This is a genomic window from Oceanisphaera submarina, from assembly GCF_046521305.1.
Lineage (GTDB): Bacteria > Pseudomonadota > Gammaproteobacteria > Enterobacterales > Aeromonadaceae > Oceanimonas > Oceanimonas submarina.
Window position 1 is genome coordinate 145,490 of the sequence record NZ_JBKGFN010000001.1, and the last position, 14,935, is coordinate 160,424.

17 protein-coding genes are annotated in these 14,935 nt (G+C 58.6%); 12 read left to right on the top strand and 5 right to left on the bottom strand.

Annotated elements, in window-relative coordinates; genetic code table 11:
* Entirely contained in the window at positions 1-462 is a 462-nt protein-coding gene (locus ACLEIV_RS00770) for a Crp/Fnr family transcriptional regulator (RefSeq protein WP_410454758.1), read from the bottom strand.
* Between the two features lie 369 nt (positions 463-831).
* On the opposite strand from ACLEIV_RS00770, the gene gloA reads away from it, so the two are divergent.
* Positions 832-1,239: a lactoylglutathione lyase gene (gene gloA, locus ACLEIV_RS00775; protein WP_410454759.1), complete on the top strand. Its 408-nt coding sequence runs from the start codon at positions 832-834 to the stop codon at positions 1,237-1,239.
* Positions 1,240-1,394: 155 nt separating this feature from the next.
* Here gloA and cysB read toward each other — a convergent pair whose 3' ends face one another.
* Positions 1,395-2,369 (bottom strand): HTH-type transcriptional regulator CysB, encoded by a 975-nt coding sequence (cysB, locus tag ACLEIV_RS00780; RefSeq protein WP_410454760.1) that lies wholly within the window; start codon positions 2,367-2,369, stop codon positions 1,395-1,397.
* A gap of 206 nt (positions 2,370-2,575) precedes the next feature.
* On the opposite strand from cysB, the gene ACLEIV_RS00785 reads away from it, so the two are divergent.
* Positions 2,576-3,340, top strand: a complete 765-nt coding sequence (locus ACLEIV_RS00785) for a DNA repair ATPase (RefSeq protein ID WP_410454761.1) — start codon at positions 2,576-2,578, stop codon at positions 3,338-3,340.
* A gap of 5 nt (positions 3,341-3,345) precedes the next feature.
* Positions 3,346-3,921: a VOC family protein gene (locus tag ACLEIV_RS00790; RefSeq protein WP_410454762.1), complete on the top strand. Its 576-nt coding sequence runs from the start codon at positions 3,346-3,348 to the stop codon at positions 3,919-3,921.
* Between the two features lie 15 nt (positions 3,922-3,936).
* Here the strand turns inward: ACLEIV_RS00790 and ACLEIV_RS00795 are convergent, their stop codons facing one another.
* The gene (locus ACLEIV_RS00795) at positions 3,937-5,172 is read right to left on the bottom strand and encodes an MFS transporter (RefSeq protein ID WP_410454763.1); all 1,236 of its coding nucleotides are present in this window, start codon (positions 5,170-5,172) and stop codon (positions 3,937-3,939) included.
* Positions 5,173-5,261: 89 nt separating this feature from the next.
* Between ACLEIV_RS00795 and ACLEIV_RS00800 the strand changes: the two genes are divergently transcribed.
* Positions 5,262-6,161 (top strand): LysR family transcriptional regulator, encoded by a 900-nt coding sequence (locus ACLEIV_RS00800; protein WP_410454764.1) that lies wholly within the window; start codon positions 5,262-5,264, stop codon positions 6,159-6,161.
* 8 nt (positions 6,162-6,169) lie between these two features.
* Here ACLEIV_RS00800 and mtnK read toward each other — a convergent pair whose 3' ends face one another.
* Positions 6,170-7,369 (bottom strand): S-methyl-5-thioribose kinase, encoded by a 1,200-nt coding sequence (mtnK, locus tag ACLEIV_RS00805; protein WP_410454765.1) that lies wholly within the window; start codon positions 7,367-7,369, stop codon positions 6,170-6,172.
* A 201-nt stretch (positions 7,370-7,570) separates the two neighbouring features.
* Between mtnK and ACLEIV_RS00810 the strand changes: the two genes are divergently transcribed.
* The 8 genes from ACLEIV_RS00810 (at position 7,571) to ACLEIV_RS00845 (ending at position 13,622) form a co-directional block, all read left to right on the top strand.
* Entirely contained in the window at positions 7,571-8,161 is a 591-nt protein-coding gene (locus ACLEIV_RS00810) for a sigma-70 family RNA polymerase sigma factor (RefSeq protein ID WP_410454766.1), read from the top strand.
* A complete protein-coding gene (locus tag ACLEIV_RS00815; RefSeq protein ID WP_410454767.1) occupies positions 8,155-8,367 on the top strand; it encodes an anti-sigma factor family protein in 213 nt (70 codons plus the stop codon). Before ACLEIV_RS00810 ends, ACLEIV_RS00815 begins: the two co-directional genes overlap by 7 nt.
* Positions 8,368-8,405: 38 nt before the next feature.
* A complete protein-coding gene (arsS, locus tag ACLEIV_RS00820; RefSeq protein ID WP_410454768.1) occupies positions 8,406-9,407 on the top strand; it encodes an arsenosugar biosynthesis radical SAM (seleno)protein ArsS in 1,002 nt (333 codons plus the stop codon).
* On the top strand, positions 9,404-10,069 hold the full coding sequence (locus ACLEIV_RS00825) for a TIGR04283 family arsenosugar biosynthesis glycosyltransferase (RefSeq protein ID WP_410454769.1): 666 nt from the start codon (positions 9,404-9,406) through the stop codon (positions 10,067-10,069). The genes arsS and ACLEIV_RS00825 overlap by 4 nt, the downstream gene beginning before the upstream one ends.
* Positions 10,066-10,725, top strand: coding sequence for a TIGR04282 family arsenosugar biosynthesis glycosyltransferase (locus tag ACLEIV_RS00830; RefSeq protein ID WP_410454770.1), 660 nt, complete (start codon positions 10,066-10,068; stop codon positions 10,723-10,725). Before ACLEIV_RS00825 ends, ACLEIV_RS00830 begins: the two co-directional genes overlap by 4 nt.
* Positions 10,712-11,503, top strand: a complete 792-nt coding sequence (locus ACLEIV_RS00835; protein WP_410454771.1) for a sterol desaturase family protein — start codon at positions 10,712-10,714, stop codon at positions 11,501-11,503. The genes ACLEIV_RS00830 and ACLEIV_RS00835 overlap by 14 nt, the downstream gene beginning before the upstream one ends.
* A 668-nt stretch (positions 11,504-12,171) precedes the next feature.
* Entirely contained in the window at positions 12,172-13,113 is a 942-nt protein-coding gene (locus ACLEIV_RS00840) for a tRNA-dihydrouridine synthase (protein WP_410454772.1), read from the top strand.
* Positions 13,114-13,250: 137 nt separating this feature from the next.
* The gene (locus ACLEIV_RS00845) at positions 13,251-13,622 is read left to right on the top strand and encodes a transcriptional regulator, TraR/DksA family protein (RefSeq protein ID WP_410454773.1); all 372 of its coding nucleotides are present in this window, start codon (positions 13,251-13,253) and stop codon (positions 13,620-13,622) included.
* Between the two features lie 104 nt (positions 13,623-13,726).
* On the opposite strand, the gene ACLEIV_RS00850 is transcribed toward ACLEIV_RS00845, so the two are convergent.
* The gene (locus tag ACLEIV_RS00850) at positions 13,727-14,773 is read right to left on the bottom strand and encodes a porin (protein WP_410454774.1); all 1,047 of its coding nucleotides are present in this window, start codon (positions 14,771-14,773) and stop codon (positions 13,727-13,729) included.
* Between the last annotated feature and the right edge of the window lie 162 nt (positions 14,774-14,935).

A 14,935-nucleotide genomic window follows, 5' to 3' on the forward strand; every position in this document is an offset into this window, starting at 1 on the left:
CTACTGATCGACCGAATGATGGCGATTGCACACCGCCGTTTGCGCCATCTGAGTGATCAGAGCCTGGGTGTAACGCAGCATCAGCAGCCGCATCTCGGCATCACGATTGAACTCGTCCTTGAGCCGCGAGCCCAACAGCCGGTAGCCGTTGCCGGCACTCTGCACTATGGCTCGGCTCGGGGTGCTGTCTCCGCCCATGAAGACGGCAATGCCGACGATACCTTCATTACCCACAACCGAGATTTCCGCCGAGGCACCGCTTCTCATGACATAGAGCAGCGAAACGATGGCATCGGTAGGGAAATAGACATAGCGCAGGCTGCCTCCCGATTCATACAACACCTCTCCCAGCGGCAGCGATACCGGTTCGAGATGCGGGAACAGGCGCTGCTGTACGGCATTCGGCAGTGTCGCCAGCAGGCGGTTTTGCATGGGTGTAGACAGGTTGGGCTCGCTCGGCATATCCACCTCTGTGATTAGGCTTACAACCATTCTAGTCAAGCAAAGGTCTGGAGCGCAAAAGTACGCCTTTACCCAAGGTAAGGCTCGCCGCAAAGACCGGTGATCCTGCATATCTGGTGACAATATCCGGAACCAATCGGAGTCGTTCGGCCATACGCGATGAAGGCGTTATGCATGGTGTAGCGCGCGGTACAGTCGGATAGCGGTATCAGGTACAATATGCCGGCGAAACAGGAGATAAACTCTTAGCCGATCAGGCAAGCGTGCCGTACAGCGCCAGGTCTGACCAATCACTATTCACAACACGATATCCGCTGCCTAATAAATATCGGGTGACGGTTTCCCCTCTTCACTCTGGGAGTTTTAATCATGCGTATACTGCACACCATGCTGCGCGTCGGCAATCTCGATAAGTCCATCGCCTTCTATACCGATATCATGGGCATGAAACTGCTACGCACCAGCGAAAACACCGAATACCAGTACACCCTGGCCTTTGTCGGTTACGGCAAGGAAGAAGACGAAGCGGTACTGGAGCTGACCTACAACTGGGGCACAGAGCAGTATGATCTGGGCAACGCCTATGGCCATATCGCCATCGAAGCCGACGACATCTACGGCATGAGCGAGCAAATCCGCGCCGCCGGTGGCAAGGTCACCCGCGAACCGGGTCCGGTCAAGGGCGGCACCACCGTCATTGCCTTCGTGGAAGATCCGGACGGCTACAAGATTGAGCTGATCGCCAAAGACGACGCCGGCAAGGGCCTGGGGGAATAAAGCCGTAAGCGGTCGGCAACAAAAAGGAGCCGAAAGGCTCCTTTTTGTTGCCGACAAATCACCGCTTCTGCAACCTCATCCCCCCAAAGGCGGGAATCCAGTACCCTGAGCCATGGCTCTCCACCTTCTGGAGATGACGTTACACCGCACGTAAATCAGCGTACCGGCAGCTCCACGTCCTCGAACAGCTTGTCTATTTCATCCGGTGACTTCAGGGCCGTTGCTCTGTCTACCCGCTCGCGGGTGAGATGGGGTGCAAACCGCTCCATAAAATCATACATGTAACTGCGCAGAAAGGTCCCTTTGCGAAAACCTATCTTGGTGGTGCTGGCCGCAAACAGATGGCTGGCGTCGATCGCCACCAGGTCATCATCATGCACCGGGTCCACCGCCATGCTGGCCAGCACGCCTATGCCGATTCCCAATCGCACATAAGTCTTGATCACGTCGGCATCGGTAGCGGTAAACACCACCCTGGGCTCGAAACCTGCCTTGTTAAAGGCAATATCCAACTCGGAACGACCGGTAAAACCAAATACATAGGTCACCAGCGAATAATGGGCAATGTCGGCAATATCCGGCTTGTCGATGCCGGCCAACGGGTGATCCCTGGGTACCAGAATACAGCGATTCCAGTGATAACAGGGCAACATGATCAAATCCTGATACAAATGCATCGCTTCGGTGGCAATGGCAAAGTCGGACGAGCCCTTGGCCACCGACTCGCTGATCTGTACCGGCGTACCCTGATGCATGTGCAGTGACACCTTGGGGTAGCGTTTGATAAAACCCTTGATCACGCCCGGCAACGCATAGCGGGCCTGGGTGTGGGTGGTCGATATGTTGAGCGAGCCCTGATCCGGATGGGTATGCTGACTGGCCACCGCCTTGATGCTCTCGACCTTGCCGAGGATCTCGCTGGAAATTCGGATGATGTCCTTGCCCGCCGGGGTCACCTGAGTCAGGTGTTTACCACTACGCTCAAACACCTGGATGCCCAGTTCATCTTCCAGCATCCGCACCTGTTTACTGATCCCGGGTTGGGAGGTGTAAAGGCTTTCGGCGGTGGCGGACACATTCAGATTGTGATTGGCAACTTCAACGATATAGCGCAATTGCTGCAGTTTCATGGCGGCTCAACATTAAGGTGACGTAGCTAAATATTATCAGACCCTGCCATAATATCCTCTTTGTCATGTGCTAATAACCAAGAGTTATATGTTAATTGTCTGAACTAGCACCATTTTTGTTATGTTAACCGGATGGATGTTAGCCAAAACCCGGGGACTGGGGTAACATTTCTGCTCTGTTTCCGCCATCATCGAGCCGCCGACACATGACGCTGACCCTGATCCTGATAACCATAGGCGCCCTGCTGTTCCTGGTCATTATCTACAATATTCTTCAGCAGTACCGACAAAAACAGGAAGCAGAAAAACGCACCTTGTTACTCAAACATAAAAACATCATCAACGAGACCGATGAACTGCTGCTGCACGCCAGCCTGCTACCGTTCAGCAAGGCACTGGTGATGGTGTTATATCAGCGCATTCTGCATAGCCTGCACACCATGCAGCGCCAGGATCCGGCCAATGAGCAGGTAAAATCCCGCAAAGCCAATATCGAGCAACAACTGCAGCAGGTTAAGGAACATTTCCAAATGGAGCAGACCAGCCTGAAACCGCCCGAATCGGATCAGCAGGCCATCCATATGCTGAAAATAGTGAAACGGCTACGTGCCTTGCTGCGCATCGAGCACAACAAGGGCAAGCTGGGCAACCAGACCTTTGTGATAGAAGATCGTCGCCTCGAACTGGTGCAGCTGAAGGTCAACCTGGCCAATCTGGTCAAGCGTGCGCATATCGCCCTGAACGAACAGAACAACAACATGGCCCGCCAGATGCTGGCCAAGGGCCTGAACGTGCTGGAGCAGGTACCCGACAAGGACGATCAGCTCAAAGGCATCGAAGAAAACCTGCAACAACGACTGAATGAGCTGAGCCAGACCCAGAGCAGGATACAACAAGAGCAGAAAGCCCGCGAAGAAGATCAGGAAAAATCCGAACTCGATATGTTGTTTGAACCCAAGAAAAAATGGTAACCCCGATGCCGACACTGGACGAACTGCTAGGCGAACCTCACCATTTTCTGGCTGAACTGGAGCTCGGCCTGCTCGACCACGGCCTGCCGCCGGCGCTGGGACCCATGGATCACATCTGTTATCGGGCCGCCGACCCGCAAGAGTACCTGCGGCTGCGCAGTGCCCTGGCCCGGTTTGGAGACTGCCTGGTGGAAGGCATGATTGGCAACAGGCCCATCATCACCTTTCGGTTGCATCAACCGCTGGCCAGTTCCTTCGGGCCCATCCCCTGTATCGAGCTTGCCGCCCCCAAGGCCGGCAAGCAGCATCGGCACGGCCTGGAGCACGGCGAGATCGTGGTGAACAACCTGCAGCAGCTACTCGCGGACTATCCCTGGATACCCTTTAACACCCGGGGATTACAAGGGCATCCACCGGAACTGACCCTGGCACTGCCACCCTATCAGGTCAAGTTTCATCACCACAGCCTGGCCGACACCATCGCCCTCGAAATCGCCCGCGGCGAGGTGATACCGGTACCCGCCGATTACTGGTTAAAAGACAGCGGTAAGCCATCGAAATCGTCTACAGACCTGATGTAAAGGGAAAAGAATGAATCATGCCCCGCAGACGGTGCTGTTTTGCCTGCCGCTTACGGCTGATTCTTGCCGTAACAACCTCAGGCTGAGACCCGCCGTGATCAGTAATACCAGCATCATGCCCAGCGCCACGCCGGGCAATCCGGCCCAGCTCCAGAAAGGATAAAGATAAAGTCCGCCCAGGCTGGCGCCCAGATAGTAAAACACCAGATATAAAGACGACGCCAGCGCCCTGTGCTGCTGTACGCTGCGCCCCACCCAACTGCTGGCGCAGGCATGGGCAAGAAAGAAAGCGAAACTGTCTACCAGCAGCGCCAGCAGGATCACCGGCAACCGATCACTGAGCAGGCCGAGATTGCCGACAGCCATGATGCCGATGGCACCCAGCAGGGTACGGCACAGCCCGACGCGGTTGATCAGCCAACCGCTGATGCCGGAGGCAAAGGTACCGGTGAGATAAGTCAGAAACAGCAGTCCCAGCGCCGCCGGTGCCATATGAATGGGCGGCGCCGCCAGATAGAAGGCCACATAGGTGTACTGGTTCAGAAACACCATGAAGTTGAGCCCGCCCACCAGGTACACGGGCCACAACAAGGGGTTACGAAGATGGTCCAGCAGCGCATTCATGCCCTCGCCCTTGCTGGTTGGCACAAAATGCCGGGACGACGGCAGCCACTTCAGCAGCGGCAACCACAACAGCAGGCTGAGTGCGCCCAGTACCAGAAAACCGGTCTGCCAGCCACCGACCCCCTGCGCACCCCACTTCTCTCCCCATTGTGCCAGCAGACCGCCGAACACCCGCCCGGCGATGCCGCCCAGGGAGTTGGCGGCGATATAGATGCCAATGCTGGTGACCAGGGCTCGGGGAGTAAACTCCTCGCCCATATAGGCCACCGCCGTGGCCGGCAGCCCGGCCAGAAAAAAGCCCTGCAGGCCCCGCGCCGCCAGCAGCCAGCCAAAGCCCGGCAGCCACACCATCAGCAGGCTCATCAGAATGGCCACCAGCAAACAGCCCAGCATGACCGGTTTGCGCCCCAGCCGATCGGCAACCCGCGCCCAAAACAAGAGTCCAAAGGCCAGCCCCAGGGTAGAGATGGACAGGGCCCAGCTGGCCGACAGCGCCGACAGTTCGAAGTCGCGCGCCAGCAGCGGCAACAGCGGCTGGGTCAGATACAGGTTGATGAACACCAGCATGGAGCCCAGGCCCAATGCCAGGGTGGCACGCCACCAGAGTGGGGTTTTCAGATCGATCATGGCTTACTCCCGGATCAGAGCCTTGACCTTACCCCCCACCTGCGTATAAATGAAATATATAAAAATTATGTAAAAAATAACAAAACCTTATGATTGAAACCAAATGGCTGCGCCAGTTTGCCGCCGTGGCCCGAGAGGGCAACATCACCCGCGCCGCCGAGCGGCTGCACCTGGCCCAGCCCGCCGTGACCATGACCATCAAAAAGCTGGAACACCAGCTCGGCATCGCGCTGTTCGACCGCCGCCAGGGCCGGATGCAGCTTACTGCCGAAGGTGAACGACTCTATCAGCATGCCGAACGTATCCTCAATGCCCTCACCCTGGCCGAGCAGGACATGGCGGCGCTGCACGATCTCAACAGCGGAGAAGTCTGTATCGGCATTCCCAGCATGCTGGGCTCCTTTTACTTTCCGCCGCTGCTGATGGCGTTCAAACACAAGTATCCGGGGTTGTCGATTCGGGTGATCGAGGCCGGCACCCAGGATGTGCTGACCCGGTTATGTCAGGGCCGGCTGGGCCTTGGCATAGTACTGACATCCTCCTTGCCGCCGGGGTTGACCGGCCTGCCCCTGCTGCGAGAAGAAATGGTGGCGGTGGTCAATGGCGAGCATCCGGCCCGGCATCAGGCGTCCATCGCCATCGACGACTTTCTTGGTCAGGAGCTGGCGGTGTTTCGCCACGGTTTCTTTCACCGGGAATACATCGACGAGATGGCGAAACTGACCGGCATCCACCCCCGTATCGGCTTCGAAAGCAACCTGATCCCGCTGTTAAAGGCGGTAGTTCGTCAGGGCTTTGCCATTACGACGTTTCTGCGCATGGTGATCAAGGACGATCCCGACCTGTTCCCGCTATCTTTTGCCGAGCCCTACTTTCTCGATCTCTGCCTGGCCTGGCCCAACGATCGCCGTCTGTCCCGGGCCGAGCAGGCCTTTATCGACTTTATTCGCACGGAACATGCCCTCTTTACGGCTCGGCCTTCGGGCTGACCCCTGCATCAGCCCGCGATGATCTGCTGCACCAGCAACAGGTTAAAGGCGGTGTCGTCGAGCTGCTCCGCCTCCATGACAAGGGTGCGCCCCAGGGACAACGCCTGGCGCTGACAGGCCACACGTCGGACCGGGTCTTCGATGCCATCCAGATCCGCCACATGGGCAATACCGATGGTGCGGCGCACCATCTCGCAGCCCGCGTATCCCAGCGCGTCTCGCCAGACTCGCCGCATGAATGCCTGCGCATACCCCGCCTCGGCCAGTGCCGGATCGGCACTCCCGGCCGCCAGCGCGATAAAATCGGCCCTGAAGCTCTGCCACAGGGCACGTATTTCCTCTATGCGTTGCTGCTGATAACGCTGGCCGATCACCGCCGGGTGCCGCCCCGGCTGACTGCAGACGTTCAGCAGCAAGTTGGCAAAAATAACCCCCAAATCGAAGCCGATGGGGCCATAGCCGCCAAATTCGGCGTCGATGACCTTGAGCGTGCCTGCCGCCACCATGACCGAACCGGTATGAAGATCCCCGTGCAGCAGGGCCTCGCCTTTACAGCGAAAGTCGTGCTTGAGCGCCGCGACTTTCACTTTCAACGCGTCATCGGCCCACAGTTGCTCCGCCTCGGCGCGGATCAAGGGCTCGACATTGTTGCGTTCGTGATCCCGAAACGGATCGACAAAGAAGACCGCCTCGGTAATGGCCATCAACTCCGGATTGACAAACCGGGTGCTGACCGCCCGCTGCGCCTGATAATCGAGGTAAAAGGCGCTGCTGTGATAATGCACCCGGGCCAGATAACGGCCCAGTTGCGCCGCCGCCTCGGGAAAGAGCTGATCGTCCAGCAGGGCCTGGCGCCACACCCGGTGATCCGATAAATCCTCCAGCAACATCGCCGACAGCGCCGGGTCGTGATGCAACACCGCCACCGTGTATTCCGGGCAGGCTTCGCCATGGCGCAGCAGTATTTGTGCCTCGATACGGGCCCGGTCCCGGGTAAGGGGCCAGGACTCGCCGATGCAGCGAATATAGGGCAACGCCTGCTTGACGATAACACCATGCGGCTCGCCCGGCGACCACACCCGAAACACCTGGTTCAGGTTGCCGTCGCCAATTTCCTCGCCCCGCAACGGCAGATCGGACGCCAGCCCCGCCGCTTCTCGAGCATAGGCGATGGCATCTGCCACCTTGAAAATTCGATACCGACTCATCACTGCTGACTCCCGCTCCGATGTTTTCTTTCTCTGAAATCCATCCGCGCTGTAATAAAACCGGCGCAGGCCACGACTCAGGCATGACAACTCGTTTATAACAAGTCGTTTATAACAACACAGACAATGCTGGTAGCACAACGCCGGTGGCGTTAGAGTCTAATCAATGGGAAGGACCCGCTACCACAAAAAAGAGTCATTATGGATCAGAGACATAACACTTCACACTCCTTGTTGTCCGATGAGTTACGCCGCCAGATGCTGCGCTTTGCCACCCTGCAGCTGAAAGACGCTCAGCTTGCAGAAGACGCGGTGCAGGAGGCTCTGCTCGGCGCCTTCAAGTACGCAGACAGCTTCAACGGCCGGGCCGCCTACAAGAACTGGGTCTTCGCCATCCTCAAGCACAAAATTGTCGATGTGATCCGCAAGAACCAGCGTCTGGTCACCATCACCAGCCTGGGCGGCGACGACTCTAACAACCTGGAAGAACAGTTGTTCAACCGCTCCGGCATGTGGCACAAGGAAGAACGACCGGTGGAATGGAGCGCCCCCGAAAGCAGCCGGGAAGACGACGAGTTCTGGACCCTGTTCGAGCTGTGTCTGGATAAACTGCCTCCCAACCAGGGCCGCACCTTCATGATGCGCGAGTTCGTCGGCCTGGAAAGCCCCGAGATCTGCCGCGAGCTGGACCTGACCGTGAGCAACCTCAATGTATTGCTGTATCGGGCCCGACTGCGACTACGCGAATGCCTGGAGAACACCTGGCAAAAACAAGGAGACTGCACATGCTGAGCTGCCACAAAGCCACCCAACTGATGTCCGAGAGTCAGGAACGGCCCCTGGGTACCACCGAAAAGCTGTCGTTGGCGCTGCACACCATGATGTGCAAGGGCTGTCGCAATTTCGAACGTCAATTGCCGGTCATACGATCACTGGCCAGAGCCTATGCCGACAAGCCCGATCATGACAAAAACGGCAAGCCCGGCCGCCATGAGTGACGGCAAAGCCGACATGGACCCCATTCGATGAAGGAATCATGATGCGAGACACCTTACCCCTGCTGGATTTGACCGACTTTCCTGCCGTGCGCCGCCAGACGCTGGATACGCTGCAGGTGAACCTGGGCTACAAATGCAACATGAAATGCGTGCATTGCCATGTGGCCGCCGGCCCCCACCGCACCGAGATGATGGACGACGCCAATCTGGCGTTGATCCCCCGGGTACTGGAGGCTCGCAAGCTCACCACCCTGGACTTGACCGGCGGCGCTCCCGAGCTGCACCCGCACTTTCGCAAGCTGGTGCTGGCCGCCCGCAGGCTCGGCGTCACCGTCATCGACCGCTGTAACCTCACCATACTGTTCGAACCGGGTCAGGAAACCCTGGCCGACTTTCTGGCCGAACAGCAGGTGGAAATAGTGGCCTCGCTGCCCTGCTACGAGCTCGACAACGTCGACCGCCAGCGCGGCAAGGGCACCTTCAACAAGAGCATCGCCGCCCTGCAGCAGCTCAATCGGCTCGGCTATGGCCAGCCGGGCTCGGGTCTGGTGCTCAATCTTGTCTACAACCCCCAGGGCCCGAGTCTGCCCCCCGAGCAGCAGGGGCTGGAGACGGCCTATCGCCACGAATTGATGGAGCACTTCGATATTCGCTTCAATCACCTGTTTGCGCTGGCCAACATGCCGATCAAGCGCTTCGGCGATTACCTGATCAGCAAACGTCAGTTCCACGATTACCTGCGCCTGCTGAAGGACAATTTCTCCGCCGCCAACCTGCCGGGGCTGATGTGTCGCAACCTGGTCAGCGTGGACTGGGAGGGGTACCTGTACGACTGCGACTTCAACCAGCAACTGGGGCTGCGGCTGCCGGGTGACGAGAAAAGTACCGGTAAAGAAGCCGGACTCCCCCATCTGCGGGATCTGTTGCACCGAAAGCTGGAAGATCAGCCGATACGGGTAGCCGAACACTGCTATGGTTGTACCGCCGGCCAGGGCAGCAGTTGCGGCGGTGCCCTGCACGAGGAACCCGGGGCATCATGAGCCTGTCCATCATAATGCCGATGCTGAACGAGGCCGACTCCCTGCCCCGGACCCTGAGTGAACTGCGCCCATATTCGGCCACCGCCGAGCTGCTCCTGGTGGACGGCGGCAGCACCGACGATTCGGTCACCCTGGCGCAGGAAGCCGGGGCGCGGGTACTGTCTGCGCCCGCCGGTCGGGCCCGACAGATGAACGCCGGCGCCGCCGCGGCCCGTGGCGAGCAACTGCTGTTTCTGCACGCCGATACCCGATTGCCGCCTAACGCCGACCGACTGATAGCCGAGGCGCTGGCCAGTCATGACTGGGGCCGGTTCGATGTGACTATTACCGGCCGCCACCCCATGTTGGCGGTGATCGCCTTCATGATGAACTTGCGCTCGCGCCTCACCGGCATCGCCACCGGCGATCAGGCCATTTTTGTGCACCGACGCGCCTTCGAGGCCGTGAACGGCTTTCCCGAACAGCCACTGATGGAAGACATAGAAATCAGCAAGCGGCTGAAACGCCTGGGCCCCCCGTCCTGTCTGCGGCAGAAGGTCGCGACCTCGGGTCGGCGCTGGGAGCAAAAGGGCCTGTGGCGCACCATGGTACTGATGTGGCGGCTGCGTTTCGCCTACTGGCGTGGGGCCAGCCCCGGGCAACTGGCGAGGGCCTATCGATGAACACCCGCATCATCATCTTCGCCAAGGCACCGGTGGCCGGGCTGGCCAAAACCCGGCTCATCCCCGCCCTCGGCGCCGACGGTGCGGCCCGTCTGGCACGGCAGATGCTGATGAGCACCCTGAATGCCAGCATGAGCGCCGATACGGGTCCGGTAGAGCTATGCATGAGTCCCGCTCCTGGCGCCATCGAGTGGCGCCATCTTCCGCTGCCACCTGGCATCGAGCGCAGCGACCAGGGCGAAGGCGACCTGGGCCAACGCATGGCCCGCGCCGCTCGCCGGGGCCTGGTTGCTAATGGACATGAGCAGGTACTGCTGATCGGCACCGACTGCCCGCAACTGTCGCCCGAACTGCTGCGCCGGACCGCCCGGCAATTGGTCGACTCTGATTGCCTGCTGCATCCCACCATTGACGGCGGCTATGCCCTGCTCGGTCTGCGCCGCTTTCATACCAGCCTGTTCGAGCACATGCCCTGGAGCACGGACAGGGTCGCCGCCATCACCCGAGAACGCATCGCACGGCTGGGCTGGCGTTGTGTACTCGGCGAGCGCCTGCAGGACATCGACGAGCCGCATGACTTGTTCTGGCTGCCTGCAGCCTGGGCAGAGCAGCTGCACGGTTACCCAACAGAGAACAACCCGCATGTTCGAACTTGAGCCGCTGATCCGGCTGGGCATCTTTATCGGCGTGCTGCTGATAATGATGCTGTGGGAGTGGCGGGCCCCGCGTCGGCCACAACACATAGATCGCCTCCGGCGCTGGCCCCATAATCTGTTGCTGGTGATCATCAACACCCTGGTACTGCGCTGGTGTTTTCCTCTGGCCGCCGTGGGCGCGGCTCTGCTCGCCAGTGAACGAGGCTGGGGGCTGTTCAACGCCGTCTCTGTGCCGATATGGATCTGTGTTGTCCTGTCGCTGCTGATACTGGATCTGCTGATTTACCTGCAACACCGGCTGTTTCATGCCGTTCCCCTGCTGTGGCGGCTGCACCGGGTGCACCATGCGGATCTGGAATTCGACGTCACCACGGGTCTGCGTTTTCACCCGCTCGAAATTCTGCTGTCCATGGCCATCAAGCTGGCGGCGGTGACCCTGCTCGGGGCCCCGGCGCTGGCGGTGCTGCTATTCGAGGTGCTGCTCAACGCCACCGCCATGTTCAACCATGGCAATGTGCGATGCCCGAAACGACTCGACAGATGGCTGCGGCTGATACTGGTCACCCCCGACATGCACAGGGTGCATCATTCGGTGATCCCCAAAGAGACCGACAGCAACTTCGGCTTCAACCTGCCCTGGTGGGATCGGCTGTTCGGCACCTATCGCGCCCGTCCGGCCGCCGGCCAGCAAGGCATGACCATAGGACTGAACCAGTTTCGCAACCCCACCGAGCTGCGCCTGCACCGATTGTTGTTACAGCCCTTTCGGCGCCGGTAATAATATGAGGGGCAAGGCTCGTCTCGTAGGGGCCAATTTATTGGACCGCCGGGCCCGCGTGTCACGCCGCTCTGCTCCCTCCCCTTGGCCTCGATATCATCAGAAGAACGGTGAGGTGCAACGCAAGAGGAGGGGTTATACCAATCCCAGTAATGATCTGGTCATATTGAGGCCCCAGACCAGAGGCAACACCGAGTTGTCCGCAGGAGTACCAACAGGCGACGTCGGAGCATCAAGGAGGGCAAAGGGAGCGGCTCCCCCGCCCAGCACATGACAGGGAGGTCATGTGCTGGGCGTCACAAGGAAGTGCGTGAGCGAGTCGGTGGAACGGGCCCTTTGTCCGGGATGGGTATGACAGTCAAAAAGATCGAGTGTTTAATGTAATTGGTATTACTGCATAGTGCTCACATGTTTGTTCCGCAGGTTCAATCTTTCGGCCGAAACGACACTCTACCCGCCTCCCCTGGCGAAATCCCGCCGTTATGCCTGCACCGCCGCTGCCAAGGGGCAGGAGCAAACAACTCCCTCCCTTGAACTCGTGATTAACAGGGTGACCCCGAGGTGCAAGGCAAAGAGCAGGCGAGCAAGCTTTGTTCTCCGGGCCCCGCAGGCTACAATCCCCCGCTTTTCCGACTTTTTTGCCGACCTTTTACCAACCAAGAGTGACTATGCGCCTGATACTGGCCCCGATGGAAGGGGTGCTCGACCACCTGATGCGAGATCTACTGACCCGCATCAACCCTTACGATCTTTGCGTGACCGAGTTTGTACGCGTGGTCGACATGCGCCTGCCACCCAAGGTCTTTTACCGGCTGTGTCCGGAGTTGCATCAGGGCTGCCGTACCCCGGCCGGTACTCAGGTACGCATTCAGCTGCTGGGTCAAGAGCCGGACTGGCTGGCGGAAAATGCCGATCAGGCCTGTCGTCTGGGCGCCGAAGGCATAGATCTCAACTTCGGCTGTCCGGCCAAAACCGTGAACAAACATCGTGGCGGTGCCGCCCTCCTCGGTGACAGCGAACAACTGTATCGCATCGCCAAGGCGGTGCGCGCCGCCGTGCCGGCTCACCTGCCGGTAAGCGCCAAGATCCGCCTGGGACAGGAAGAGCGCGACTCCTATCTAGAAAACAGCCAGGCCCTGGCCGAGGGCGGCGTCAGCGAGCTGGCGGTACACGCCCGCAGCAAGAAAGATGGCTATAGACCCCCGGCCTACTGGCCGCTGGTGGCCGAGATTAAGCAGGCGCTGTCGATCCCCGTGGTGGTGAACGGCGAGATCTGGAATGCCGGGCAGGCGGCACTGGCACAACAGCAAAGTGACTGCCAGGACGTCATGCTGGGCCGGGGCGCGCTGGCGCTGCCCAATTTGGCCGCCACCATCAAGACCGGCGCCGCTCCCATGGGCTGGCAAGAGATCATAGTCCTGTTGCTGAGCTATTCGGCGCTGGAGGTCGAAGGTAACAAGGCGGTCTATTACCCCAATCGCCTCAAGCAATGGCTAAGCTACCTCAAGCTGTATTACCCCCAAGCCCGGGATTTGTTCGGCCACATCCGCACCCTGAAGCACACCGACGATATTCGCCGGGTGCTGGACGCAGTGAGGAGCGAGGCCTGACGTGATCCGGCCTCGCCTGGGTATTCTGGTGTTGCAGCCGGATACGTCTCACCTGCCCATTCTCTTGATTTGCATCATGATGTTAACAAGTGGCCAACCCTATACTGACAGCCATATTTCACTCACTGGATGTGATCATGAGCCGCAATATCACCGAACAAGAGCTGGAGCTACGGTTGTTGGCTGTGGCCGAAGACCGCCGCCACCGCTTTTTGTTCACACTGCAGGAGCTGAACGCGGCACTTGCCGCCCAACTACAACAAGTGCCCGCCGACGAATGGGTCGATCATCCGCCATTGACCGCCTGGCCCCAACTGCAACCCCAAATCAACGCCCTCAAGCAGGTGGATGCCGCCCTGTGCCAATGGCAGCTTGGCCTCTATGGCCTGTGTAGCGACTGCGAAGCCGAGCTGACGCGCGAACAGCTGTGGCTGGATCCCTGCCGCCAACGCTGTGATGTTTGCGAGCAGAAGTACCACAAGGCCCAGCACGGGAACTGGCAGTTGTAACAAAAGGCGTGAGGCACACAAATCGTTTCACAACTTTAACTTCAAACAATAAAAAAGCCGGCTTGCGCCGGCTTTTTGAACCTCTTTATTTAGACCAAGCTAAATTAGAAGTTGTACTGGATACCCATACCGTAACGGTCGTCTTTCTTCACACCGGAAGCATCAACTTCAGAGTCGGAAATCACATATTCGGCATACAGCTTGGCCTTGGGAGTCAGTGCGTACTGGGCACCCAGGGTGATGTTGTCAACGCTATCCCACTTGGAACCAGTGTTATTATCAGCTTCCTGCTTGGCATACTGGGCCATCAGGGTCCAGGCATCCACGCTGTACTGGGCGTGCAGTTCGTAACCTTCGGTTTCCAGCTTTTTGCTGTTGTCTTCCTCTTCTATCTGGCTGTAGATAGCAGCGAAGTAGAAGCCGTCGATGCTGTAGTTCACACCGGCCATCCAGGCGTCCAACTCACCGTCACCATTAGCAGGAACGCCACCGTTACCAAAGTTCTGCTGCTCGTAAGCAACGGCTACACCCAGACCGAAAGGAGCTGTGTAACCGGCAGAGGCAGACCATTGGTTCTCCTTGCCGGTATTATTGTCAGCCTTGTCGGCATCGGCAAAGGCGTAGGCGGCGCGCAGATCCACACCGTTAGCGGCATAGGCTACGCGAATTTGATCGTCTACCTTGTCGTCGAGTTGAACTGCACCGCTATAGATGGTGTCAGCACCATAGATATTGAATACATCGGTGAAGTAGATTACTTGAGCGGTCGGGTTCTGGCTGCGACCGAAAGTCAGGTCGGTGGTGTCCATGAAGCGGAAACCGGCCCAGGCGTAGCGAGACTTGATGGATTTGCCCGCTGAAGCGCCATCAGAATCGCCATCACCTTCGGTCACTACAGACCATTCCAACTTACCGATCAGATCGACGTCGTTGTTCAGGTCGTACTTGACGTTGACGCCCAGACGGGCTTCACCGTCGCCGCCGAAGTTTTCGGCAGTTTTGCCATCGGCCTGGTAACCACGCTCACCGGCTTCATACTGAACGCGGCCGTAGATATCAACCTGGGCACCTTCGTCGGAGTAAACAGTCACGGCGCTGGCGGAAGTTGCGAACAGCGCAGGAATGGTCAGTGCAAGAATCGTTTTTTTCATGATTTTTATATGCCTACTGTAGTTAAACACTAAGTCCTTGTAATTCCCTGTGTTAGCAACGCATCACGTTACTATGGCAGGCAGCCTATCACCGGTTTTTTGGGCTTGCAACAAAACTGCGGGAACTTTTTGTGACAGTTGCACTCGTCGGTGATGCAACTG